16 protein-coding genes are annotated in these 25,169 nt (G+C 76.0%); 4 read left to right on the top strand and 12 right to left on the bottom strand.

The genetic code is table 11. The features are described from left to right. Positions 1–87: 87 nt before the first annotated feature. The 6 genes from FRAEUI1C_RS11810 to mraZ form a co-directional block, all read right to left on the bottom strand. Positions 88–1,569 carry a UDP-N-acetylmuramoyl-tripeptide--D-alanyl-D-alanine ligase gene (locus FRAEUI1C_RS11810; protein WP_013423527.1) on the bottom strand — a complete coding sequence of 494 codons (1,482 nt, stop codon included), beginning with the start codon at positions 1,567–1,569 and terminating at the stop codon, positions 88–90. After that, on the bottom strand, positions 1,566–3,134 hold the full coding sequence (locus FRAEUI1C_RS11805) for a UDP-N-acetylmuramoyl-L-alanyl-D-glutamate--2,6-diaminopimelate ligase (RefSeq protein ID WP_013423526.1): 1,569 nt from the start codon (positions 3,132–3,134) through the stop codon (positions 1,566–1,568). Before FRAEUI1C_RS11805 ends, FRAEUI1C_RS11810 begins: the two co-directional genes overlap by 4 nt. 247 nt (positions 3,135–3,381) lie before the next feature. Further along, complete coding sequence (locus tag FRAEUI1C_RS11800; RefSeq protein ID WP_013423525.1) at positions 3,382–5,478, bottom strand: peptidoglycan D,D-transpeptidase FtsI family protein; 2,097 nt, start codon at positions 5,476–5,478, stop codon at positions 3,382–3,384. Next, a complete protein-coding gene (gene ftsL, locus FRAEUI1C_RS36180) occupies positions 5,475–6,284 on the bottom strand; it encodes a cell division protein FtsL (RefSeq protein ID WP_013423524.1) in 810 nt (269 codons plus the stop codon). Before ftsL ends, FRAEUI1C_RS11800 begins: the two co-directional genes overlap by 4 nt. Continuing rightward, positions 6,281–7,306, bottom strand: coding sequence for a 16S rRNA (cytosine(1402)-N(4))-methyltransferase RsmH (rsmH, locus tag FRAEUI1C_RS11790; protein WP_013423523.1), 1,026 nt, complete (start codon positions 7,304–7,306; stop codon positions 6,281–6,283). The genes ftsL and rsmH overlap by 4 nt, the downstream gene beginning before the upstream one ends. 412 nt (positions 7,307–7,718) lie before the next feature. Next, positions 7,719–8,150: a division/cell wall cluster transcriptional repressor MraZ gene (gene mraZ / locus FRAEUI1C_RS11785; RefSeq protein WP_013423522.1), complete on the bottom strand. Its 432-nt coding sequence runs from the start codon at positions 8,148–8,150 to the stop codon at positions 7,719–7,721. 633 nt (positions 8,151–8,783) lie between these two features. On the opposite strand from mraZ, the gene FRAEUI1C_RS11780 reads away from it, so the two are divergent. The 4 genes from FRAEUI1C_RS11780 (at position 8,784) to FRAEUI1C_RS11765 (ending at position 15,395) form a co-directional block, all read left to right on the top strand. Further along, complete coding sequence (locus FRAEUI1C_RS11780) at positions 8,784–9,818, top strand: AAA family ATPase (protein WP_013423521.1); 1,035 nt, start codon at positions 8,784–8,786, stop codon at positions 9,816–9,818. A gap of 10 nt (positions 9,819–9,828) precedes the next feature. Continuing rightward, on the top strand, positions 9,829–11,193 hold the full coding sequence (locus FRAEUI1C_RS11775; protein WP_013423520.1) for a DUF58 domain-containing protein: 1,365 nt from the start codon (positions 9,829–9,831) through the stop codon (positions 11,191–11,193). Then, positions 11,190–14,690, top strand: a complete 3,501-nt coding sequence (locus tag FRAEUI1C_RS36175; RefSeq protein WP_013423519.1) for a transglutaminase TgpA family protein — start codon at positions 11,190–11,192, stop codon at positions 14,688–14,690. Before FRAEUI1C_RS11775 ends, FRAEUI1C_RS36175 begins: the two co-directional genes overlap by 4 nt. A gap of 312 nt (positions 14,691–15,002) precedes the next feature. Next, positions 15,003–15,395, top strand: a complete 393-nt coding sequence (locus tag FRAEUI1C_RS11765; protein WP_013423518.1) for an SCO2097 family morphological protein — start codon at positions 15,003–15,005, stop codon at positions 15,393–15,395. A 107-nt stretch (positions 15,396–15,502) separates the two neighbouring features. Here the strand turns inward: FRAEUI1C_RS11765 and dinB are convergent, their stop codons facing one another. From dinB to FRAEUI1C_RS11735, 6 genes are all read right to left on the bottom strand, one after another. Then, entirely contained in the window at positions 15,503–16,735 is a 1,233-nt protein-coding gene (gene dinB / locus FRAEUI1C_RS11760) for a DNA polymerase IV (RefSeq protein WP_013423517.1), read from the bottom strand. Beyond that, entirely contained in the window at positions 16,732–17,622 is an 891-nt protein-coding gene (locus FRAEUI1C_RS11755) for a methyltransferase (protein ID WP_013423516.1), read from the bottom strand. Before FRAEUI1C_RS11755 ends, dinB begins: the two co-directional genes overlap by 4 nt. Positions 17,623–17,804: 182 nt before the next feature. Then, positions 17,805–21,494, bottom strand: coding sequence for an error-prone DNA polymerase (locus FRAEUI1C_RS11750; RefSeq protein ID WP_041259212.1), 3,690 nt, complete (start codon positions 21,492–21,494; stop codon positions 17,805–17,807). Between the two features lie 270 nt (positions 21,495–21,764). Then, entirely contained in the window at positions 21,765–23,378 is a 1,614-nt protein-coding gene (locus tag FRAEUI1C_RS11745; protein WP_013423514.1) for a DNA polymerase Y family protein, read from the bottom strand. A 2-nt stretch (positions 23,379–23,380) separates the two neighbouring features. Continuing rightward, positions 23,381–24,424 (bottom strand): DnaE2-dependent mutagenesis accessory factor ImuA', encoded by a 1,044-nt coding sequence (gene imuA' / locus FRAEUI1C_RS40920; protein WP_013423513.1) that lies wholly within the window; start codon positions 24,422–24,424, stop codon positions 23,381–23,383. Positions 24,425–24,426: 2 nt separating this feature from the next. Further along, positions 24,427–24,870 (bottom strand): SAV_6107 family HEPN domain-containing protein, encoded by a 444-nt coding sequence (locus FRAEUI1C_RS11735; RefSeq protein ID WP_041259210.1) that lies wholly within the window; start codon positions 24,868–24,870, stop codon positions 24,427–24,429. Positions 24,871–25,169 lie beyond the last annotated feature (299 nt).

The following is a 25,169-nucleotide window of genomic DNA, read 5'->3' as shown; positions in this document are numbered from 1 at the left end:
GGCCGCCCCGGTCGGCTGGCACACTGGCCGCCGGCGCCTGCTGTGGCCCGCGGGCCCTGCTAAACACCCTTTCCCACGTCCCCTCGATCACGGCGTCTGTTCCGCCGCCTCTGTACTTCCCGCTGCCGCCGGACTTTCGGCCGCCTCTGTACTTCCGTTTCCTCTCGCGGCCCCGGGACCGGCCGCGCCGGTCGCCGTGAGCGCCGCCGCGACCCGCTCCAGGCCGGCCGCGCGGCTGGCCTTCACGAGCACGACGTCGGCGTCGCCGAGCGCCGCCGTGGCGAGCAGCTCGGCGGCCGCGTCGACGTCGGCGACCCAGTCCACCCGCGCGCCGGCCCCCGCCGCCGCCTGCGCGAGCGGCCGGGCCGCCTCGCCGATGACCACCGTCCGGTCGACGCCCAGCCGGGCGGCGAACCGGCCGAGCTCGGCGTGCTCGGCCTCGGCCGCGGTCCCGAGCTCACCCATCGGGCCCAGCACCGCCCAGGTCCGCCGCCGGTCAGGACCGCCGTCGGCGCCGAGCCCGACCAGGGCGCGCAGCGCGGCCCGCATCGACTCGGGGTTGGCGTTGTAGGCGTCGTTGACGACGACCAGCCCGGACGGCGCGGTCGTGACCTCCATCCGCCAGCGGCTGCGCGGCCGGGCCGCCGCCAGCGCGGCGGCGGCGGCCGTGGGCGTCATCCCGACCGCGAGGGCGGCCGCGGCGGCGGCCAGCGCGTTGCCCACCTGGTGCTCGCCGACCAGGGCGAGGGCCACCCGGTGGCGCTCGGCGTCGGTGACCAGGTCGAACGACGCCCGGCCGGCCGCGTCGAGCGCGATCCGCTCGGCCCGCACGTCCGCGTCCGCGGCGACGCCGAAGGTGACAACCCGCCGGCCGGCGGCGCGCGGGCGCATCGCCGCGACCAGCGGGTCGTCGGCGTTCAGCACGACGACGTCGGTGGCGGCCTCGGCCAGCTCACCCTTGGCCTGGGCGATGCCGGCCCGGCCGTCGGCGTACTCGCCGACGTGCGCGCTGCCGACGTTGATGACGACCCCCACCTGGGGCCGGGCGACCTGGCAGAGCGCGGCGATGTGGCCGATGCCCCGGGCGCCCATCTCCAGCGCCACGTACTCGGTGTCCGGCTCCAGCCGCAGCAGCGTCAGGGGCAGGCCGATCTCGTTGTTGAAGCTCCCCGGCGGGGCGAGCGTCGGCCCGAGGGACCCGAGCAGGTCGGCGAGCAGGTCCTTGGTCGTCGTCTTGCCCGAGGAGCCGGTGATGGCCAGCACGGTCGCCTTCGTCAGCGTCCGGACGTGCGCGGCCAGCGCCATGAGCGCGCCGGCGGGGTCGGCGACCAGCACGGCGGGGACGCTGACCGGGCGGGCGGCGAGCACCGCGCGCGCGCCGGCCGCGACGGCGCCGGCGGCGAAGTCGTGGCCGTCGACCCGGGCTCCCGGCAGCGCGACGAACAGCGCGCCAGGCTCGACCAGCCGGGAGTCGACGACCGCGGCCGTGACGAGGGTCGCCGCGTCGGCGCCGCCGTCGAGCCTGCCGCCGGTGGCCGCGGCCACTTCGGCGAGCGTCAGCGGGATCATCGGCCCGTGCCCGTCGGCCGCCCGGCGTCGGCGATCGCCTGGGCGAGGACGGCCCGGTCGTCGAACGGGGTGACGACGCCGTTCTGCTCCTGGCCGCGTTCGTGGCCCTTGCCCGCGACGACGACGACGTCACCCGGACCGGCCTCGGCGACGGCCGCGGCGATCGCCTCGGCCCGGTCCGGGATGACGGTCACCTTGGCCGCCGAGGTGGCCACCCGGTCGATGCCCGCGGTCATCTGGGCGAGGATCTCCGCCGGGTCCTCGGAGCGCGGGTTGTCGTTGGTCAGGAAGGCCAGGTCGGCCAGCCGCGCCGCGGCGGCACCCATCAGGGGGCGTTTGGCCCGGTCCCGGTCGCCGCCGCAGCCGAGGACGACGATCACCCGGCCGTCGACGAGCCCGCGCACGGACGTCAGCACGGTCTCGACGGCGTCCGGGGTGTGCGCGAAGTCGACCAGGGCCAGATAGGGCTGGCCGGCCTCGATCGGCTCCATGCGCCCGGGGACGCCGGCCAGCGTGCCGATGCCGGCCGCGGCGGCCCGCGGCTCGATGCCGGCGGCCACCAGCAGGGCGAGCGCTCCGAGGGCGTTGGCGACGTTGAACCGCCCGGGCAGGCGGACCTCCATCGGCACGGCGAGACCGCGCGGGCCGCGGGCGGTGAACGAGCTGCCCCGCGCGCCGACGGTCAGGTCGTCGGCCCACCAGTCGGCGGGCGGGTCCGGGGCGTAGGTGACCGATCCCGGAACGCGGGCCGCCAGCTCCAGGCCCCAGGTGCCGGCGCCCGGCTCGATCCCGATCACCGACGCGGCGGTCCGCTCGGGCTCGAACAGGCGGGCCTTGGCCTCGAAGTAGTCCCGCATCGTCGGGTGGTAGTCCAGGTGGTCCTGGCTGAGGTTGGTGAACAGCGCGCCGGCGAACCGCAGGCCGTCGACGCGGTGCTGGGCCAGCGCGTGGCTGGAGACCTCCATCGTGGCCGCGGTGACGCCGCGCTCCACCATCACGGCGAACAGCGCCTGCAGGTCACTCGACTCCGGGGTGGTCCGCACCGAGTCGACGCGCTCGTCGGCGATCCGGGTCTCGACGGTGCCCAGCAGGCCGGTGCGGTGGCCGGCGGCGCGCAGGCCGGCGTCGACCAGGAACGCCGAGGTCGTCTTGCCGTTGGTCCCGGTGACGCCGAGCAGCGTGAGGCTGCGCGACGGCTGGCCGTACAGCCAGTCCGCGACCTGGGCGACGTCGCTGCGCGGGTCGGCGGTCGTGACCACCGGCAGGTCGACCGAGCCGGCCAGCGCCGCGGCGCCCGCGGGGTCGGTCAGCACGGCGGCGGCGCCGCTCGCGGCCGCGGCGGCGGCGAAGTCGGCGCCGTGGGCGTGCGAACCGGGCAGTGCCGCGTAGAGGTCGCCGGGCTGCACGGCGCGGGAGTCGTGCGTGACGCCGTGCAAAACGACCTCGGGCGCCGCCACGTCGGCCGCGGCGGCGCGCTGGACACTTCCGAGGTCAGCGAGCAGAGCGCGCAGCTCGGTGAGCGTGCGGGCCGGCCGGTGGGCCGGGCGCAGTGCCGGTGGGGTCACGCCGTCGACCTTAGTAGGGCACCCGTCGCGGCCTCACGCCTGCTCACGGTGTCGTCCCGTGGCAATGCGGTCTCCTCGGAATTCGCACAACTGTCAGCCCTGCCCCCACAACAGCGGGTATTAACCGGGCGATCCTCGGCTATTTCACCCGGCGCGTTCGGGGCGAGCGGGCCGCCGCCGCCGGCCGGTGGGCAGGCTGGCATCGCGCGATCACCCGGGGTGGGTGGATCGGCGCCGACGCCCGCGGTCACCCGGCCGCCGGTGGCGCCCGGGTGGCGCCCGGCTGGGCGGCCGGTGGGCTCGAGGCCCCGGCGTTCGGGCCGGTCTGGGCGCCCTGCCCCGGTGTCGGTGTGGCCGGCGTGGCCGGGCTGACCGGCACGTCGCCCGGGCCGAGGATGTCCGGCTGGTCGGCGATGCCGGGCTGGGTCAGGGGCAGGCTCGGCGCGGCGGCGGTGGACGGCGGCACGCCCAGCGTGGCGAGGGCGAAGGTCATCACCTTCTGGAAGATCGGCGCCGCCGAGGTGCCGCCGAAGTAAGAGGTCTTCGGGTTGTCCAGGACGACGGCGATGACGACCCGCGGGTGGTCGGCCGGGGCGAACCCGATGAAGGACGAGACGTAGCCCCGGTAGCAGCCGCACGAAGGGTCGATCCGGTAGGCGGTGCCGGTCTTGCCGGCGACCCGGTAGCCCGGCACGGCCGCGGCCGGGCCCGTGCCGTTGGAGGTGGTGACCTGCTCGAGCATGTCGGACAGGGTGCTCGCGGTCCGGGCGCTGACCACCCGGACGCCGGGCGCCCGCGGTGTCGGGACCATCGCGCCGGAGCTCGACCCGACCGCGTCGACCAGCCGCGGCGTCATCCGCACCCCGCCGTTGGCGATGGTCGCGTAGACGGTGGCCATCTGCAGCGCCGTCGCGCTCATGCCCTGGCCGTAGGACACCGTCGCCGCCTGGGAGGCCGACCAGGTCGACGAGCTCGCGAGCTGACCGCCGCTCTCGCCCGGGAAGTCGAGCCCGGTCGGGCGGCCGAGGCCGAAGGCGCGCATCGTCGCCTCCAGGCCGGCCGAGCCGACCTTCTCCGAGATCAGCACCGCGCCGATGTTGCTGGAGTGGGCGAGCACTCCGGCGGCGGTGAGCTGCAGGGTCCCGTGCGGCTCCGCGTCTCGGATGGTGACCCCGCCACGGCGGATGTCCGCGGGCACGGTGACCGGGGTGGTGTCGGTGATCTCGCCACGGTCCAGGGCCGCCGCCATTGTGATGATCTTGTTGACGCTGCCGGGCTCGTAGGCGTAGCCGGTGGCCCGGTTGCCGAGGGCGGCCGGGTTGGCCTGGGCGACGTTGTTCGGGTCGAAGTCGGGCGCGTCGGCCATCGCGAGGATGTCACCGGTGCTCGGATTCATGATCACGATGGTGCCGGCGTCCGCCTGGGTCTGCGCGACACCGGCCGCGATGGCCTGCTGGGCATCCCACTGGATGTCCTCGTCGAGGGTCAGGCGCAGGTCCTTGCCCTCGACCGGGGCCTTCTCGCTGCTGGGCGCGGAGGGGATCTCCCGGCCGGCCGGGTCGGTCTGCAGCCGGCGGGTGCCGTCCTGGCCGCGCAGCACGCTGTCGTAGGCGAACTCGATGCCGCCGTTGCCCTGCAGCAGGTCCCTGGCGCCGAACTTGGTGTACCCGACGACGTTCGAGGCGACGGTCCCGTTCGGGTAGACCCGGCGGCGCTCAGGGAGCACGCCGACGCCCTTGAGCTCCAGCGCCTCCACCCGGTTGCCGACATCCGGGGTCAGGCCGCGCGCGATGTAGGCGAACCGCAGCTTGCGGTCGGCCAGCTTCTGCTCGATCGTCGCCGCGGGCAGGCCGACCAGCGGGCTGAGCTTGGCGGCGGTCACCGCCCGGTCGTCGACCAGGCTCGGGTCCGCGTAGACGGACCTGGCGTCGACGTCCTCGGCGAGCGTCGCGCCGTCCCGGTCGGTGATCTCCCCGCGGACCGCCGGCAGGTTGACCACCTGTGTGCGCTGCCGCTCGGCCTGGCGGGCGTAGGTCGCCGCGGAGAACCCCTGCAGCTGGGTCAGCCGCGCCGCGAGCGCGAACAGCAGCAGCGTCATGACGACGACGCCGATCCGCAGCCGGCGCCGGGAGCTCGCCAGCGCCCGGCCGCCGCGGCGGCGCGGCGGCCGGCGACCGGGACGGCCGGGCGACGGGGAGCGCGCGACGGTCCGGGCCGGCTCCCGCCGGGCCCGGTCGCCGCGGGTCGGGCGGCCGGCCCGGGCGGAGCCGGTTCGCGAGCCCTCCGTCACCACCCGCAGCCGCGAGGAGGCGCGGCGGTCCGGTGGGAGGAGCGTCGAGCTCACCGGCCAGACGTCCCGGTACCCGTCACGGCCGGCGTTGACGGCGCCGCGCTGACCTGGCCGGCTGCTGGCTGGCCCTGGCTGGCCGGGGCCGTCGGGGCGCCGCTTGCGGCGCCCGCCGGCTGGGCCGGCGCCGGCGCGGGCACCACGTAGAAGATGACGCCCCCGGCCGCGTCCCCGCCGCCACCGGCGACCACTCGGGCGCCCGGCGGCAGCTTCGCGCCGGGCGGCAGGTACTGCGGCAGGCCGCCCGCGACCATGCCGAGCGCGGCCGCCCGGCTGGCGAGCGCGCCCGGCGCGGACAGTTGGTCGGCATGGACAGCCAGCGCCTGTTCCTCGTCGGCCAGCTGCGCGGACCGGGCCTGCAGGCTGTGCGCGTGGAAGGCGTTCTCGGACAGCGCGGTGTTCAGCAGCAGCAGGCAGAGCAGCCCGCTGGCCATGAGCACCAGCAGCAGGATGACGAACGGGGCCCGCGGGGCCCGCTGCGCGCGGGCGGCCTTGGCCCGCGCCCGGGCAAGGGCGGTCGGCCCAGCCAGCGGTTCAGGCCTGGGCGCCCTCGCCGGCTGACGGGCCGGCCTGGGCTCGGTCCGCGACGGCGCGGTGACGGGTTCGGCCGCCGGCGCGGCGGCGCGGCCGGCCGCCGCGCGAGCGGTGGGACGAGCGGGCAGCCCGGCGGGCACGGCGGCCCGACGCGGCCTGGGCCGGCGAGCCGGGGCCGGGGCCGGGCGGACGGCCGGGTCGGACTGCGGCGCCAGTGCGGTGGCACCGTCTGACAGCGGCCGGTGCTCGTCGCTCGCAGGAGCTGTCATGATCGCCCTCCTCTGGCACGTCCTGGGTGGCTCGAAACCCTGTCCTGGCCTTTGTGTCCCATGGCCCGGTCCTGGCCGTTGTGTCTCAGCCGTTCGGCGGCCCGCAGCCGCGCGGACGCGGCCCGCGGGTTCGCCGCCGTCTCGGCCTCGGTCGGCGGCTCGGACCCGCGGGTCAGCAGCCGGAAGGTCGGCTCGGCCTCGGCCGGCACGACCGGCATGTCGGGTGGGACGCGCGTCGTCGTCACGTCGGCGAGCGCCCGTTTCACCAGCCGGTCCTCGAGCGAGTGGTAGGCCAGCACGGCGATCCGCCCACCGACCGCGATCCGGTCGAGCGCGGCGGGCAGCGCCCGCTCCAGCACCTCCAGCTCCGCGTTGACCTCGATCCGCAGCGCCTGGAAGGTGCGCTTCGCCGGGTTGCCGCCGGTCCGCCGGGCCGCCGCCGGGATCGCGGCGCGCACCAGATCGGCGAGCCGGGACGACGTCGTGAACGCCTCCCTGGCCCGCTCGGCGACGACCGCGGCCGCGATCCGCCGGGCGAACGGCTCCTCGCCGTAGCGGCGCAGCACCCGGGCGAGAGCGGCCTCGTCATAGGTGTTGAGCACGTCGGCCGCGGTGCGCCCGGTCGTCGGGTCCATCCGCATGTCCAGCGGCGCGTCCCGGGAGTAGGCGAAGCCGCGGTCGTCGAGGTCCAGTTGCAGCGAGGAGACGCCGAGGTCGAACAGCACCGCGTGGACGGCCGGGATGCCGAGCCGGTCGAGGACGGCGGGAATCTCGTCGTAGACGGCGTGCGCGAACTCGACCCGGCCGGCCGCGAAGGCGAGCCGCTCGCGGCTGGCGGCGAGCGCCTGAGGGTCCCGGTCCAGGCCGACGAGCCGCAGCTCGGGCAGCGCGCGCAGCATCGCCTCGGCATGGCCACCGAGGCCGAGGGTGGCGTCGACGGCGATCGCGCCCGGCTGGGTCAGCGCCGGGGTGAGCAGCGTGCGCACCCGGTCGAGCAGGACAGGGATATGGCTGGCCTGCACCAGTCGCCGCCCTTCTCGACAGTCGCGTGCGCGCGGCCGGACAGGTCCACCGGAAGCCGCTGGCGCTCCACCCGGTGGCAGGCGCCCGGTGGCCGCGACCGGCCCGTCCGTGCGGCACCGGGCCGGCTGCGGCCCGCGCCCCGGTCTCACCCCGCCGGGCCGCCGGACGCCGGGGAAGTGGCGTCCGGTGGCGGGGCGGGAGGAGGACTCGGCACGCGACGGCCCGTTGCGGGGCCGGAAGGCCACGGGTACGGGGGCGGCTGCCTGACCGTGGCCCGTTGGCCGGCTAGGCCCACCGCGGGTCTCGGCGGCGGGCGATGGGGAGCGCTGGGAGGTGCCTGACGCGCTCCAGGTGGCATCACGATCCAGGGCGATGGGTGTCGTGCCCGGCCGGACCGCATCCCGCCGGGCCCTAGATGACGCCGGGCAGCACCTCCTCGGACAGCTCCGCGAAGCTCTCCTCCTGCTCGGTCAGGTAGGCCGCCCAGCGCTCGGTATCCCAGATCTCGACCCGGGTGTTCGCGCCGTTGACGATGCAGTCCCGGGTCAGCCCCGCGTAGTCACGTAGCGCCGGCGGGATCGTGATGCGGCCCTGCTTGTCGGGGACGTCGTCGTTGGCCGACGAGAAGAAGACCCGGCTGTAGTCGCGCAGCGACTTCGCCGTTACCGGCGCAGTGCGCAGCGACTCGCTGATTCTGGAGAACTCGGCCATCGGAAACACATAAAGGCAGCGTTCTTGTCCTTTGGTAATCACGAGTCCTCCTTCCAGCTCCTCGCGGAACTTCGCGGGCAGCGTGAGCCGGCCCTTGTCGTCCAGGCGTGGCGAGTGGCTACCGAGAAACACCGGCGCCCCTCCTCGCTCACCAGGGCGGAGTCACGGGCCGGCACCGCCCGGCCGATCCGAGACCTCAAAGATCCGGACCCCGCCGAGATCCCGAGTGCGCACGGATGCCGCAAACAGGCCACCAGCCGATCGCCGTTCCCCCACTGCGCGCCACTGTACCCCACTGCCCCCCACCTAGCACCCCCACGACACCCCGACGAACCACCCCCCTCCCCACCTCGATTCCGGCCCGCGGTCCCATTCCCCGACGGCCGCGCGCGCCGGTGGTTGGCACCCCTGGGCGGGCCCGGTTCGGGGCCGCCAGGGAACGTCGACTCCCAGGTGGCGGCCCCACCGCCGCTCCGGTTCAGGCGGCCCTCTGGATGAGTGGCCCTCGCCCAGAAGTGGGCAGCCGCCGAGAAACTCGTTGTGCGCGGCGGCCCCACCAGGAGGTCCGCCGGAGGAACGCCGGGGACCACCACGAGCCACGCTCCGCACTACGGCGCACCACGCGACCCCGATACGGCGCGGAAATCCCCCGTCCCGGCTGTCTTCCTCGCCCTGGGACAACGAGATCGACCGGTGAGATGTCACACTCGGGCGAGGACAGCTCCCACCGGGGGCCGCATCCGCTGATCCCGGAGGGGGGCCCACGTGGCGACGGAGCCCGGAATACTGCACTGGCGTGAACCCGCCGGAGATGTCGGCCAGCTGACCGACGTCGCCGATCGGGTCCTGCGGTCCGTGGGCGCCGTCATCGACGGCAAGCCAGAGGCGATCAGGACCGCGCTGGCCGTGCTGCTGACCGAGGGCCACCTGCTGATCGAGGACGTGCCCGGCGTCGGCAAGACGATGCTGGCGAAGGCGTTGGCACGCTCGATCGACGCCCGGGTTCGCCGTATCCAGTTCACCCCGGACCTGCTGCCCGGCGATGTCACCGGCGTGAGCGTCTACAACCAGGGCACCCGCGACTTCGAGTTCCGGCCGGGGCCGGTCTTCGCGAACATCGTCGTCGGCGACGAGATCAACCGTGCCGAGCCGAAGGCGCAGTCCGCGCTGCTGGAGTGCATGGAGGAGCACCAGGTCACCGTCGACGGCATCACCTACCGGCTGGAGTCGCCGTTCATGGTGATCGCGACCCAGAACCCGGTGGAGATGGAGGGCACCCGGCCGCTGCCCGAGGCCCAGCGCGACCGGTTCACCGCGCGCATCTCGATGGGCTATCCGTCGCCGGCCGCCGAGTTCGCGATGCTGGAGAACCACGGCACCGCCGACCCGCTGGACGACGTCGTCCCGGTCACGTCCGCCAGCGAGATCGTCCAGATGATCTCGCTGGTCCGCACGGTGCACGTCTCCGACGAGGTCCGCCAGTACATCGTCGAGCTGGTCGGCGCCACCCGCCGCCACCCCGAGGTCGCCCTGGGGGCGTCACCGCGGGCGGCGCTGCACCTGATCCGGACCGCCAGGGCCGCGGCGGCTCTCGACCGGCGCAACTTCGTGCTGCCGGACGACGTGCAGGCGCTGCTGGTCCCCGTCATCGCCCACCGGCTGCTGCTGCAGCCCGAGGTGGCCCTGTCCGGGGAGCCGGTCATCGACATCACCGCCCGGCTGCTGACCGACATCATCGCCCGCACCCCGATCCCCCGGCCCGGCTCGGCCCCCCGGCCACAGCAGCGCCGCGGCCGCTGACGGCCCAGCGGTGCGCGACCTCGCCGCCGCCCTGCGCGGCCTGACCATCCGGGGACGGTCCTTCCTGGCCGCCGGCGGCGCCTGCGCCGTCTCGGCGATCGTGCTCGGTGAGCAGGACCTGCTCCGGGTGGCGCTGTTGTTGATGCTGCTGCCCCTGTCGGCGGCGCTGTTCGTCTCCAGGACCCGCTACCGGCTGGCGTGCACCCGCCGGATCGAGCCGCCTCGCGTCACCGTGGGGCAGGCCGCGCAGGTGCGGGTCCGGCTGGACAACATGTCCCGGCTGCCGTCGTCGGTGCTGCTCGTGGAGGACAACCTCCCGGACGGCCTGGCGGCACCGGCCCGGTTCGTGGTGGACCGGATCGAGCCGGGCGGGACCCGCGACCTGTCCTATGAGATCCGCGCCGGGCTGCGCGGCCGCTACCAGCTCGGCCCGATGTCGATCCGGCTCGCCGACCCGTTCGGCTTCTGCGAGCTGAGCCGGGCGTTCCGCAGCCGCGACGACCTGGTGGTGACGCCGGCGATCGAGCAGCTGCCGGGCGCCCGCTCGCTGCCGCAGGCCGCCGCGTCCGTGCTGCGCCGCACGGCGCTGAAGGGTGAGGACGAGGCGACCACGCGGCCGTACCGGTCCGGCGACGACCTGCGCCGGGTGCACTGGCGCACCACCGCGAAGACCGGCGAGCTGATGGTGCGCCGCGAGGACTCGCCGCGGCTCGGCGGCGCGACCCTGCTGCTCGACGACCACCTCGGTTCCTGGGGGCAGTACGTCGGGCCGGCGTCGCCGTTCGAGTGGGCGGTCAGCGCCGTCGGCTCGATCGGCGCGCATCTGGCTCGCAGCGGCTACGGGGTGCGCCTGGTCACCCACCGCGGGCTCGCGGCGGCGGTGCCAGCCCGCAACCCGGGCCCGCTGCTGGACGAGCTCGCCGTCATCACCCAGGTGACGGAGGCCGATCCGCGCCCGGCCTACGCCGCGGTGGCCGGCGGCGACGGCGGCATGCTCGTGATGGTGCTCGGCCGCACCTCGCCGGAGGTCGCGCGCCGGCTCGGCGCGATGCGCCCGCGCAACGCGCCCGCCATCGCGGTGCTCGTCGACCTCGGCCGATGGGGCGCGGACCCCGGGGCCAGCGCCGACCTGGCCGGTTGCGAGCTGGCGCTCTCCCGCGCCGGCTGGCGGGTCCTGATCACCGGGATCGGCAGCCGGCTCGCCGACGACTGGCCACGGCTGGCCGGTCCGGCCGCCCGGTTCGTCCGCGTGCCCACGCCTGGCGGTGAGCCCACGGCCGGGGCCCCCGCCGGAGGTCCCGCTCCCGCCAGCCCAGGCTCCGCCCAGCCGCGACTGGGCGCAGCCGAGGCCCCCGGGCTGGGGCTGCCCCGATGACCCGGCCGGCGACCGTCCGCGATCCCGGGTTCGGCCGGTCCGCCGGACGCCGGGTCGCCCCGGCGGCGCGGCTCGGCGCGGCACGCGGCCAGGCCGTGCCGACGTTGGTCGGAGCGCTCGCGTCGCTGCTGTGCGCGAGCTCGCTGCGCCCGCTGTTCGACGGGTTCTTCTGGTGGTTCGGACCGGTGCTGCTCGCGGTCCTCGCGGTCGTCGGGCTCGCCGCCCTCGGCCGCGCGCTGGGTCTCGGCCCGTCGGCCACCGTGGTACTCAGCCTGGCCGGCCTGCTGCTGACGTTGACCGTGCTGTGCGCCCGGTCCGAGGCGTGGCTGGGCTTCGTGCCGACCCGCGCGAGCCTCACCTACCTGCTGGACCTGATGTCCAGCGGCCGCCAGGACATGTCGCGGCTGGCCGCGCCCGTGCCGAGCCGGCCCGGCCTGGTCGTGCTGACGGTGCTCGGCGCCGCGTTCGTCGCGCTGGTCGTCGACCTGCTGGTGGTGGGCGCCGGTCGCCCGACCCTCGCGGGCCTGCCACTGCTCGGCCTGTTCGCGGTGCCGGCGGCGGTGCTGCCGCACGGCGTCGGCGCCGGGCCGTTCACCCTGGGTGTGCTCGGGTTCCTCGCCCTGCTGCTCCTGGACGGCCGGACGGTCGTGCACCGCTGGGGCCGGCTGGTGACGACCCGCGGCGAGGGAAGGACCCAGCTGTGGCTCGGCGGCCTGGCCGGCCGGGTCGCCCTCGGCGCGCTGCTGCTGGCGGTGCTGGCGCCGCTGGTCCTTCCGACGCTGGACAACCACGGGCTGCTGCACCGCGCGAACGGGCCCACCGGCAGCAGCGGCCCGGCTGGCACCCGTACGACGGTGCAGTGGCCGATGGTGACGCTGCAGGACCGGCTGCACGTCAACCAGCAGCAGCCGCTGCTGACCGTGCGGACCACCGGCGCGGTCCAGCTGCGGACGGTGGCGCTGGAGGACTACGACGCCGTCCGCCAGTCGTTCAACCTCCGGGAGCTCAGCGGCAACCCCAAGGCTCCGGTCTCCAGCCGTGGGCTGCCCGGCCCGCCGGACAACGTGGACACCCGCCCGGTGACCGCGACGATCTCGATCGAGCCGGGCTACAGCGAGGACTTCCTGCCGACGCCGTGGGTCCCGACCTCGGTCCAGGGCCTCGGCTCGGACTGGCTGCTCGACAAGGCCAGCCAGACGATCTTCAACCCGAAGGGCTCGGCCGCGGGCTCCACCTACACGGTCACGGCGGCCGACCCGGCGCCGAGCCGCCAGGAGCAGACGGCCAAGGGCCCGATCCCGGCCGACATCGCCTACGACACGAAGCTGCCCGACAACCTCGACCCGCAGGTCCGGGCGCTGGCGCAGTCGCTCGCCACCGGCAGGACGAGCGACTTCGACAAGGTCCGCGCGATCCAGGACTACTTCCACAACGGCACGTTCCACTACGACCTCAACGGAGCGCCCACCGGGCAGGACGCGCTGCACCAGTTCCTGTTCGTCAGCAAGACCGGGTACTGCGAGCAGTTCGCCTCGGCGATGACGCTGCTCGTGCGCGCGCTCGGGATTCCGGCGCGGGTCGCCGTCGGCTTCATCGGCGGCGAGCGGCGGCCCGACGGCAGCGTGCTGATCCGCGGCGGGGACGCGCACGCGTGGCCGGAGGTCTGGCTGCCCGGCACCGGCTGGATCGCGTTCGAGCCGACGCCGCGCACCGACGGGGTGACGCTCCCGTCCTACGCCGGCGGCACCGACCAGCCGACCACACCGCCGGACGACTCCGCCGCCCAGACCCAGCAGCCGACGCCCGGCGCGACCGCCAGCCAGCCGTCCGGCACCGACGCGGGTAACTCCCAGTCGGGCCAGGACGGCTCCACCGCCCAGAGCTCCGGGCACACGCTGACCGACCTCGCCCAGACCCTGCAGGACGGCGACCTCTCCCAGCCACGGCTGAGCGTGCGCACGTCCAATCCGGACGCCTTCCGCGACGTCTTCCTGCGCGAGACCGCACTCGACGACTTCAACGGCACGAGTGGCTTCACCGAACAGGCGCTGCCCGCGTCCGGGGACCCCCCGCTGGACCACGGCCTGCCCGGCCCGCCAGCCGGAGTCGCGACCACGAAGCTGACGGCGACGATCTCCGTACACCCCGACTTCCACGAGTCCGAGCTGCCGGTGCCCGCCGTGGCCACGTCCGTGTCCGGCCTGGAGGGCTCCTGGCAGCTCCACCAGGCGACCGGCACGATCTACGCGGACGCGGGGACGACGGCCGCCGGCGCGGTCTACACGGTCCAGGCCCAGATCCCGAATCCCAGCCCGGACCAGCTCGCCAGGTCCGGGCCGGTCCCGGCCGCGCTGAAGCTCGACCTGGCCCTGCCGGCCGGCCTCGACCCGCGGATCGGCCAGCAGGCCCAGACGGTCACCGCGACGGCGACGACCGCCTACGCGAAGGCAGACGCGCTGCTGGACTACCTGACCTCCGCGCCGTTCACCTATGACGTGCACGCGCCGGCGGGCAGCGTCAGCGATCTGCTGTTCGGCACCCACACGGGCTTCTGCAACCACTACGCGACGGCGATGGCGGTCATGGCCCGAACGCTGGGAATCCCGGCCAGGGTCGCGGAGGGCTACGCCTATACCGCCGATGTCCGGCAGCCGGACGGGTCGTTGCTGTACAAGGCAGGCAACTGGCACGCGTGGACCGAGGTCTGGCTGCCCGGCGCGGGCTGGGTGGCGTTCAACCCGACCCCGGTGGGCGACCTCGACCTCGGCACGAACACCTGGAAGCCGCAGCCCGGCCAGAAGCAGCTGGAGACCGGCGGCCAGACCGGGACGGCGGCGGGCTCGACCGGCACCGTCCACGGCGTGATCCGCGTCGCGATCTGGGTCCTGATCGCGCTGGCCGGCCTGGCCCTGCTCGCCACGCCGGCGATCGCCCGGGTCGTCCTGCGCCGCCGCCGGCTGGGCGGGGACCCGGCCCGCCGTGGGTCCGGGCCGGAGCCCTCCGCGGCGGCCGCCGCCGCGGAGGCCAGCGCCCGGGTACGGGCCGGCTGGACGGAGCTGCTCGACGTGGCGACGGACCTCGGTATCCCGCTGCGGCTCAGCGACTCGCCCCGCATGGTGATCGCCAGGCTTGACCGCTACCTGTCGGCCGGGCCGGAGGCGACCGAGGACCGGGTCGTGGCCGCGCGGGCGGCGCTGGCCCGACTGGCGTGGGCCGAGGAGCGGGTCCGCTACGCCCCACCCGGCACCTCCGTCGGGGCCGCCGCGGACACCGTGGCCGCGGACGTGACGATCGCCGTCGGCGCGCTGCTGTCGGTCGCGCCACGCAGCCGCAGGCTGGTCGCGCAGGTCGCGCCGCCGTCCGTGCTGCGGCGAGCGACCCGTTCGGGGGCGTATGGCGCCGCCGAACGGGCGTGGCGGCGCCGGCCGGCCCGGCCCGCTCCCCCGGCAGCGGCCGAGCCCGAACCCGAGCCGAGTGAGCCGGCGGCCCAGGCCTAGGCCCGCTGAACGGCGCCCGGCCACTCGCTCGGCGCCGGCCGCGGCGGCGCGCATGGGTGACGACCGCCTGCGCCAGTCCGAATAGCACCGATGTGCCCGGGTCGCGGACGGGCGCGGGCCAGCGCCCGCCCCGCCTTGTCATGGCCAGTGCGCGACAATGGACGCGCGGGTGGGTGGCTCAGGTAAAGGGCTGGTACCGAGGATGGCTGTTGTCCCCCACGCCCGCGTGTCGATGCCTATCCTTGGTTAGGTTCGTCCTGCCGGGTCGAGGTGGCCCGGTTGAGGAGCTGGGGTCGCGGGAGGAGTGCGTAGATGCCGCTCTCGGAGAACGAGCAGCGCATGCTCGAGCAGATCGAGCGCGCTCTTGTCGAGGACGACCCCAAATTCGCGAGCGCGGTCCGGTCCACGAACCCGCGGACCTACCTGGTTCGACGGATCCGTCGCAACGCGGTGCTTTTTGTCCTCGGCCTCGCTGTCCTCGTGGTGGGCGTCGTTCTCAGCCAGCTACCCACGCTGACCGTCATCCTGGGCATTCTCGGCTTCTCGATCATGTTGACCGCCGCGCTGCGCGGAGCGGCTGACCTGCGCCGGATGAGCGGGCGCAGCGCCGACCCCCGCCGCGGCGGGACGGCCGCGCGCCGGCGCACCCGTGCCACCTTCATGGAGCGGGTCGAGGAGCGCTGGCGCCGTCGCTGGGAAGGCTGACCCGCCGGCGTCGCGGATCGTGACGCGCTCCACCCTGGCCATGCCGTCGAGACCTTCGTCGACGGACGCCCGCCAGCCGCGGACGCTCGACTGAGACGCGGCTCGGCTCAGATGCTCTCCGGCCGCCTCGGCTGGCGGGGCAGCAGACTGGCCGGGCCGACGGAGCCGGTCCCGAATCGGCGCCCGGCCGCGTCGGTGGCCCGGTCGAGCTGGGACCAGCCGACCGGCCGCTCGTCGAACGCGAGCTGGTGGCCGGCACCGCCCGCGTCCGCCAGGTTCGCCGCCCGCACTCCGACCAGCCGGACGGCCTTGCCGGCGAAGCCGGCCTCGTGGAACAGCTCCAGCGCGGCCCGGTAGATCTCCTGGCTCACGTCGGTCGGCTCGCGCAGCGTGCGCGCCCGGGTGAGCGTGCTGAAGTCGGCTAACCGGATCTTGATGCTGACGGTCCTCGTGACCCGGCCGCGGTCACGCAGTCGCCGGGCCACCTGGCCCGACAGGCGCAGCAACTCCCGGGCCAGGGCGTCCTGGTCGGAGCTGTCGACCGACAGGGTGTGCTCGGCGCTGATGCTGACCTCGGTCGAGCCGGGGTCCACGGCGCGCTCGTCGCGGCCGTGCGCGAGGGCGTTCAGGTGCGCGCCGGCGGCCTGGCCGAGCGCGCGCTGCAGCGTCGGCAGCGGGCAGTCGGCGATGTCGCCGATGGTGCGCAGCCCCAGCCGGTCCAGCGCCGCCTCGGTGGCCTGGCCGACGCCCCACAGGGCGGAGGTCGGCAGGGGGTGCAGGAAGCTCAGCACCCCGCCCGCCGGCACCACCAGCAGGCCGTCGGGCTTGGACCGGGTCGAGGCGATCTTGGCGACGAACATCGTCGGCGCCACTCCGACCGAGCAGGTCAGGCCCTCCTCGGCGAGTACCCGGGCGCGGATCAGCCGAGCGATCTCGGCCGGGGTACCGAACAGCCGCCTGGATCCGGAGACGTCGAGGAAGGCCTCGTCCACCGAGAGCGGGGCGACCAGCGGGGTGATGTCCCGCAGGATCGCCATCACCCGGGTGGAGACCTCGTGGTAGCGGTGCCGCTCGGGCGGGAGCACCAGCGCCGGCGGGCACAGCCGGCGCGCCCGGGCGAGCGGCATCGCGCTGCGCACCCCGAAGGCGCGTGCCTCATAGGTCGCGGACAGCACGACGCCGCGCGTCCCGCCGCCGATGATCACAGGCCGGCCGCGTAGCTCCGGGCGTTCCAGCAGGGTCACCGAGGCGAAGAACGCGTCCATGTCGACATGCAGGATCGGGCTGCCCACCGACCGGTCGGTGCCCGTCCCGGCCGGGCCGGCCGTCGCGCCGGTCACGGTCCGGCCTCCGTGCGACGGGCGAGGACGTGCAGCTGGGCGGCGAGGTCCCGGTAGGGCGGACGGGTGGCGACGGCGGCCTCCAGGTCGGCCAGCCGCTCGGCCCAGCCGGCCGCGGGCTCCCGCTCGTCCCCGCCGCCTGCCGGCGGTGTCGCGAGGTCGGTGAGCACACGGACCCCGTGCACGGCGACGACCTCGGCACCGGCCGCGCGCACCAGGCCGACGATCTCGTCGGTGTCGAACCGGTGGGTCTCGCCGGCCAGGCGCCGGCCAGGCGCCGGCGGGTACGGGCCGGCCAGGGCCTGGGCCGCCTCGTCGAACCTGCCCGCGAGCGCGCGCGCCAGCACGGTGCCGGCCCGGCCCGGGACGAGCAGGCTCAGCCAGCCGCCGGGCCGCAGCACCCGCAGCACCGTCGCGAGGGCTCGCCGCGGGTCGTCGACCCGGTCGAGGACCGCGTGGCACAGCAGCAGGTCCGCGCCGCCGGCCGCGGCGAGGTCAGGACCGACCACGGCGCTCAGCTCGCTCAGGTCACCCTGCCGGCCGGTCACCCGCGCGGCCACCCCCGCGTCGGCGGCCCGGCGGGCCAGGGCGGCCAGGGCGTCCTGGCTCGGGTCGACGACCAGCACCCGGTGGCCACGCTCGGCCAGTGGCACGGCGAACCCGCCGCTGCCCCCGCCGGCGTCGACCACGGTCAGCCCGGCTCCGGCTGGACCGGCCCCGGTGCCGGCCGGACCGGCCGCGAGTACATCCGTGAGCGCCCGCCACACGGCGGCGTGCCGCGGGTCGGCCCGCTCCGCCGCCCGGTACGCGCCCGCGGGCTGGGCTGGCGGGCCCGCCCGGCCGTCCACCGGCGGGCCCGTCGACGGCGCCGCGGCCGGGACCGTCATCGGGCGGGCAGCGAGAACCCGATGACCACGCCGACGACGAGGCCTCCCACCGACACTCCGGCGACCGTCACCATCCATCGAGACATCGGCTATCCCTACGTTCGGTAACCAAGGCGACCGTGAAGATAACCGATGGTAATCGAACGGGGGTGATCCGGCGACGGGCGCCCCGACACCCGGCCTCACCGGAAGTCCCGGGAGCGGCGGGCCACGGCGAGCGGGAGGCGCTCGAGGCGCTCGGCGATCACGTTCACCACGCCGTCGGCCTTCTCCAGCCGGCCGCGGACGATCAGCGCGGGCGCGGAGGTGGCCACCACACGGTGACGGACCCAGACTCCCCGGGAGCAGATCACGTTCACCAGGCCAGTCTCGTCCTCCAGGTTGAGGAAGGTGGTCCCACCAGCCGTCGCCGGGCGCTGCCGGTGGGTGACGACGCCGGCGACGACCACCCGCCGGTCACCCGGGAGCCGCGCCAGCCGGGTGGCGACCACCACGCCGAGCGCGTCCAGCCGGTCCCGGACGAACTCGGTCGGGTAGCGGCTCGGGGTGATCCCGGTCGCCCACAGGTCGGCGACGATCTCCTCCGCGCCGGACATGCCGGGCAGGTGCGCCGCGACCGCCGCCGGATCCCCGACCAGCGCCGTCCCCTCCAGCCGGTCGGGCCTCGCCTGGGCCGCGGCGCCGGCAGCCCACAGCGCCTCCCGGCGGGCCAGGCCGAAGCAGCCGAACGCCCCGGCGGTGGCCAGCGCCTCCAGCTGGGCCGCGGCCAGGCCGGTCCGGCGCGCCAGATCCGCCATGTCCCGGTACGGCCCGCCTACGTCGCGCGCGGCCACGATCCGCTCCGCGTTCGCCGTCCCGATCAGGCGGACCCCGGCCAGGCCCAGCCGGACCGCCGGATGCCGCGGCCCCGTCAAGCCGTCTGCTTCCCCGTTCGGCGGGGCCTGGCCGGCCGCGGCCCCGACCCCGATCCGGGCAGGAGCCGGCACGTCCCCGACCGGCTCACCGGCCGGCTCCCCGTCCCACACCGGCTCGGCCAGCCCGGCGGGCCGCCCCTCGCCGGTCAGGATCGCGCCCGCGCCGGAGGCGTTCAGGTCGGGGCCGTGCACGGTGACGCCATGCCGGCGGGCATCGGCGACCAGGCTCTGCGGGGAGTAGAAGCCCATCGGCTGGGCGTTGAGCAGCGCCGCGCAGAACGCCGCCGGGTAGTACAGCTTGATCCAGGCGCTGGCGTAGACGAGGAACGCGAAGCTGACCGAGTGGCTCTCCGGGAAGCCGAAGTTCGCGAACGCGGCGAGCTTCGTGTACAGCTCGTCGGCCGCCGCGCCGGTGATCCCGTTGGTGGCCATGCCCTGGTAGAACCGCTCGCGCAGCCGGTCGATCCGTTCGGTCGCCCGCTTGGCGCCCATCGCCCGGCGCAGCTGGTCCGCCTCGGCCGCGGTGAACCCGGCGACGTCGATCGCCATCTGCATGAGCTGCTCCTGGAAGAGCGGTATGCCGAGGGTCTTCTTCAGCGAGCGCTCCAGCAGCGGGTGCGGGTAGGTGACCTCCTCGAGGTCGTTGCGGCGCCGGATGTACGGATGCACCGAGCCGCCCTGGATCGGCCCGGGCCGGATCAGCGCCACCTCGACGACCAGGTCGTAGAACCGGCGTGGCCGCAGCCGGGGCAGGGTCGCCATCTGAGCCCGGCTCTCCACCTGGAAGACGCCGATCGAGTCCGCGGCGCAGAGCATGTCGTAGACGGCCGGGTCCTCCGGCGGGATCTCCCCCAGGTCCAGGTGACGCCCGTGGTGGTCCCGGATCAGGGCGAACGCGAGGTGCAGGGCGCCCAGCATCCCGAGGCCGAGCAGGTCGAACTTGACCAGCCCGGCGACGGCGCAGTCGTCCTTGTCCCACTGGATGACGGTCCGCCCCGGCATCCGGGCCCACTCCACCGGCACCACCTCGGCCACCGGCCGGTCGCAGATCACCATCCCGCCCGAGTGAATGCCCAGATGACGCGGAAACCCAAGCAACTGGCCCGCGAGCCCCACCACCTCGACCGGAATCGCTGTGCCGATCCGGTCGGCCGGTTCCACGGCCTGGCCCGGCCCGGGCGTCACCGCGGCGGGCACGGCCGGGACGGCCGCCGGCGGGGCGGGCGGCGCGGCGGCGGGTAGTGGGGACCAGCGGTCTATGCCGGAGGACCAGGCGTCCTGTTGGCCGGGGGAGAAACCGAGGGCGCGGGCGACGTCGCGCACCGCCGAGCGGGACCGGTAGCTGATGACGTTGGCCACCTGGGCGGCCCGGTCCCGCCCGTAGCGGCCGTAGACGTACTGGATGACCTCCTCGCGGCGGCCGGACTCGATGTCCAGGTCGATGTCGGGTGGCCCGTCCCGCTCCGGGGCGAGGAACCGCTCGAACAGCAGGCCGAAGGAGACCGCGTCGACGCCGGTGATGCCCAGCGCGTAGCAGACCGCCGAGTTCGCCGCCGAGCCGCGGCCCTGGCAGAGGATGTCCTCCCGGCGGCAGAACTCGACGATGTCGTGGACGATCAGGAAGTAGCCGGGGAAGCCGAGCGACTCGATCAGGGTGAGCTCATGGGCGAGCTGGTCGTAGGCGCCGCCGACCCGCTCCCGTACCGGCGGCCCGTACCGGCGGGCCGCGCCCTGCATGGTCAGCAGCCGCAGCCAGCTGGCCTCGGTGTGCCCGGGCGGCACCGGGAAGTCCGGCAGCCTCGGGGCGACGAGCCGCAGGTTGAAGGCGCTCTCGGTCCCGACCCGTGCCGCCGCCTCCACCGCGCCCGGATACCGGGCGAACCGGTCGGTCATCTCGGCGCCGGAACGCAGGTGCGCGGCGCCGGCCGGTGGCAGGTGGCCGTCCATCTCGTCGAGCGACCGGCGGGCCCGGATCGAGGCCATCACCGCGGCGAGCCGACCGGCCGACGGCGTGGCGTAGTGGACGTTGTTGGTGGCGACGCAGGTCAGCCCGGCCTCCTGGGCGAGGCCGTAGAGGGCGTCGTTGCGGTCCGAGTCGAGCGGGTGCGCGTGGTCCCACAGCTCGACGGCGACGTTGTCCCGGCCGAACCGGCCGACCAGCCCGTCGAGGGCGACCCGGGCCGCGTCGAGGCCGCCGGCGGCCAGCGCGGCGGGCACCAGCCCCTTGCGGCAGCCGGTCAGGATCTGCCAGTGTCCGTCGCCAGCCGCCGCGGCGAGCACGTCCAGGCTGGTCAGCGGGCGGCCCTTCTCCCCGCCGGCCAGGTGCGCGTCGGACACCGCCCGCGACAGCCGGCGGTACCCCTCCGGAGTCCGGGCCAGCACGAGCAGGTGGTCCCCGACCGGGTCGGGCACCCCCGGGCGCGGGGCCGGTGCCTCCCCGGGCGGCCCCGGCCGACGCGGGCCCGGACGGGGTTCCCCCGTGTCCGGCCCCGGCACGGGCCGGTCCGGGCCCGGGGCCAGGGAGACCTCCACCCCGTAGAGCGTCCGCAGGCCCACCTGCTCGGCTGCCTCCGCGAACCGGACCACCCCGTACATGCCGTCGTGGTCGGTCAGCGCGAGCGCCGACAGCCCGAGCCGGGCAGCCTCCTCGACCAGGTCCTCCGGCTGGCTGGCCCCGTCGAGGAAGCTGAACGCCGAGTGGCAGTGCAGCTCGGCGTACGGGGCCGCCGCCGGGGCCGGCCTGGCCGCGCCGTCAACGCCGGGCGCCCCCTCGGCGCGGGCCGCGGCCGCGGCGGCGACCAGTTCGGGGGCCGGCCGGTAGGGCTCCCGGTGCCTCGACCACGCGGGCGCGTCCCCGCCATCCCCCTCCGGGCCGCCCTGCCCGCCCGGCTGGGGTGGGCGCCCGGACATCCGCCGCTCCAGCTCCGCCCACGAAACGGCCGGGTTCCACCAGCTCACGCCTATCCCCCAGACGCCGGGCCGCCCCGGCAGGCACCGCCGCGCGCTGCCACGGCGTACTTGGTCACCACATCTAGTGCCGCTGCCCCAACGTCGACCCGGCCTGGCCTGAGTGATCGTCGTTTCGGCCCTCCCGTGGTTGCATTCCGGGCTCGATCGCAACCACCGCAGGGCGCAAACGGCGATCATGCGCGAATGCGAGACGGGGCGAACCAGGCCGGGTCCGGCACCGGGCCGGTCCTCACACCGACCGGCCCGACCACGCTCGGCTCAGCCGTAGGACGCCTCCCACCACCATCGACCGCCCTCGACGAACAGCAGGCGGGCGTCGCCGTCCTCGGTGGTCAGCTGGAAACGGGCGCGGCGGCGGCCGGAAGGCTCCCACCAGCGCTCGTCGGCCGGCCAGGGACCAGCCCAGCCGGTCACCCGGACCGGCGGGCGCCCGTCGACGGCCAGCCAGGCCGGCGCCCCGGTGGCCACCGTCCGGCCGCTGACGACGACCGGTTCGCCGGCGGCGTCGAGCAGCAGGGCGGGACGCGGTTCGGCGAGCACGGTCGCCGGCGCGGGCGCGGGCAGCCGCCCGGGCCAGGGGGCGCCGGCCCGGTCCGCGTCGAGGGCGTCGCGCGGCCCGCGGGGCTCGCCCCACGGCACCAGCCGGACCGCCGTGGCGGGGTCACGCCCGCCGCGCACCTCGGCGGTCAGGACCGCCTCCGGCCCGAGCAGGCCCTGGACCCGGTCGAGAGCCCGGCGCACCCGGCCGTCGGCCGCGCCCGGCTCACCCCACAGCCCCAACTGGCGGCCGTCGGCGGCCAGCAGGTCCTCCGGAACCACCCGGATCCACGTCACGCCCGCCGTCGGCCCGTGCCCGGCCCCAGCCGACCCAGGCCCAGCCAACCCGGGCCCATAGCCGGTCCCGGGCGGGGCGGCCCGGCTGGCCTCCGACGCCAGGGCCGCGGCGGACAGCCAGCCGTCGAGCTGCCACCGGATCCGGTCGGTGATCGCGGCGGCGGTCAGCGGGCCGTCGTGCCGCCAGACCCGGCGCAGCCGTTCCCCGTTCTCGGTCTCGGCCTCGATCGCGACCCGGGCGCAGGCCAGGCCAGCGGCCAGCAGCTTCGCGTGGCAGTCCTCGGCGAGGCGGCGCGCGGTGAAGACGACCTGCTCGACGGTGTCGGCCGGCGGGTCGAGGCGGGTGTCGACGGTCAGGTCCGGGGGGACGGCCCGGGGCTCCGGCAGCCGTTCGTCGTCGCCCCTGGCCAGCCGGTGGACGAGCGCCCCGTCCGGGCCGAACCGGTCGAGCACCTGGGCCGCCGGCAGCGCGGCGAACGCGCCCAGGGTGGGCAGCCCCAGCCGGCGCAGCAGCCCGGCGAGCTCCGGCCGGTCGACCAGCTCCACCGGCAGCCCGGCGAGGAAGCCGGCGCTGGCCCCGGCGGGCACCGTCTCACCGAGCCGGCCGGCCAGCCCCGCGGCGAACGGCCCGTCGGCGATCCCGATCCGGCAGTCGCCCGCGACGGCGGCCACCGCGCCACGGATCTGGGCGACCACGAGGGCCTCCGCGCCGAAGTAGCGGGCCGCGCCGCGGACCGGCACCAGGCAGTCGCCCGGCCGGGTCACCTCGGCGCCGGGCACGACGGTCTCGACCGCGGCCACCACCGGCTCGAACACCCGGGCGTCCCGATCGGGATCGGCCGCCAGCAGCCGCAGCCGCGGGCAGCGCCCCTGGGCGTCGCGCCGGCGCAGCCCGGGCAGCACCCCGGCGGCGCGGGCGGCAGCGGTCACGCTCACCACCCGGTTCGCCTCGATCACGGCGGCGGGCACCTCGGGGCCGATCCCGGCGGCCAGCGTCGGCCAGTCCGGGCAGTGCACAGCCAGCATCCGCACGGGCATGACTACGCGGCCCCCTCGACGACGACGTGCAGCTCTCGCGCCACGCCGGCCGCCGGCTCGGCGGCCGGGCGCGGCCCGGCGGTGCCGTCCAGCCCGGCGACCGCGCCAGCCCCTTCCAGGCCAGCCGCCCGGCTCTGGGCGATGACGCCGTCCAGTCCGAAGGCGGGGCCTCCGGTGGCGGGGCTCAGGCCGGAGGTGGTGTCGAGCTCGACGACGGGGTCGGGGCCGGCGACGGTGAGCCAGCCGTGGCGGGTCCGGCTGGCCGCGCCCCGGCCGGACACCTGGACCAGCAGCCGGGCCCCGCGCAGGTGCCCGTGCCCCTGGCCGAGGCCGTGGAAGGACCGTTCCGCCGCGGTCAGGCGCAGTTCCGCGCCCTCCCAGCCGGCACCGACCGGGAGCAGCAGGCAGCCCCGCTCACGGGCACGGGCCGCGAGCCGTCGGGCCGAGCCGGCCGTCCGCTCTCCCGCCGGCGGGCGGACCGCCACCACGTCCAGGGCGTCGATCAGGGCCGCGGTGACCACGGGCCAGCGCGGGCCCGGCTCGGGTACCAGGACCAGCCGGTCCAGCGCGATCCCGGCCTCGGCCGCGGCGAGCAGGCCGAGCGCCGGGCAGCCGACCACCGCGCACCACGCCCCGGCCCGGGACGGCTCGGCGAGCACGGCGAGCAGCAGCGCGGCCGACCCCTCGACGGCCACCGTCGTCCCCCGTGCCAGCGCCCGTCGGGGCAGCAGCCCGGCCAGTGCCGCCGGCACCGGCAGCAGCCGGTCAGGGTCACCGAGATCAGGCGGGTCGGCCGGCCCGCCGTGGGTGATCTCTCGCAGGTCCCGCAGCTCCCGCAGGTCCCGCAGCGCGGCCAGCACCGGCTCCGGGCGGCCGGGCGGCCGCCCCACCGGATGGGCGTCACGGGCCTGGATGTGACGGGGCTGGATGTCACGGGTGTGGGCGTCACGGGTGTGGATGTCACGGGTGTGGGCGTCACGGGTGTGGATGTCACGGGTGTGGGCGTCACGGGACTTCGGGAAGCCGCGGGCGCGGACCGGGTGCACGGCTAGTCCGTCCCGGAACGCGCCACCGGCGCCGCCGCCCCGATGAGCGCCGGCTGAGACGGCAGGCCCAGGACCTCCTCGACCACCCCGAGGAAGATCTCCACCTGCCGGACGAGGTCGTCGGCCTCGCGGATGGACACGACGGACAGCCCGGCCTCGGCCGCGGCGCGCCGGGGCGCGCCCGCGGCGAAGAAGTCGGCCCACTCGCCGAGCTCCGGGGTGACCTGGGCCAGCAGCCGCCAGGCGCTCACCGGCCGGCCACGCCGGCCCGGCCGCGGCCTGGCCCGGGCCGCCAGCACCGCCGCGGCCACCCGCAGCGCGGCCAGGTGCGCGAGCGCGTACCGCTCCCCCGCCGGGTGGGCGAAGGCCGCCTCGGCCAGTCCGTGCCGGGCCGCCGCGAGCAGATCGTCCCGGGAACGCCGCGGCATCCCGGCCGCCGGGACCATGGCCCGCTGGTCGGCCGACGCGACCTGTCGTACCCCGTTGGCAGACTGCGGGGGCCGAGGCCGGACGGGATGCAGGGCGGGCTGCGGGCACACGGGCGGACGCCCGGCCTGCTGTGGCACGGACGACTGCTGGTGCCGTGTTGGCTGGCTGGTCATCTCCACCCTCCCGAGGTCCACCGCGCCGGCTGGTCGCCAGGTGCGGTCGCCGGCCCGCCCGGCATGGTGCTGAACGATGTTGCTGGAACGACGTCGCGTGTCGAACGGTGTTGGTCCGAACGATGTTGGTTCGAGCGGTGTTG

Origin of the sequence: Pseudofrankia inefficax (genome assembly GCF_000166135.1) — a bacterium.
Taxonomy (GTDB): domain Bacteria; phylum Actinomycetota; class Actinomycetes; order Frankiales; family Frankiaceae; genus Pseudofrankia; species Pseudofrankia inefficax.
Note: the sequence above shows the minus strand (reverse complement) of the source record. Positions and strands in the feature narration are given on the sequence as shown.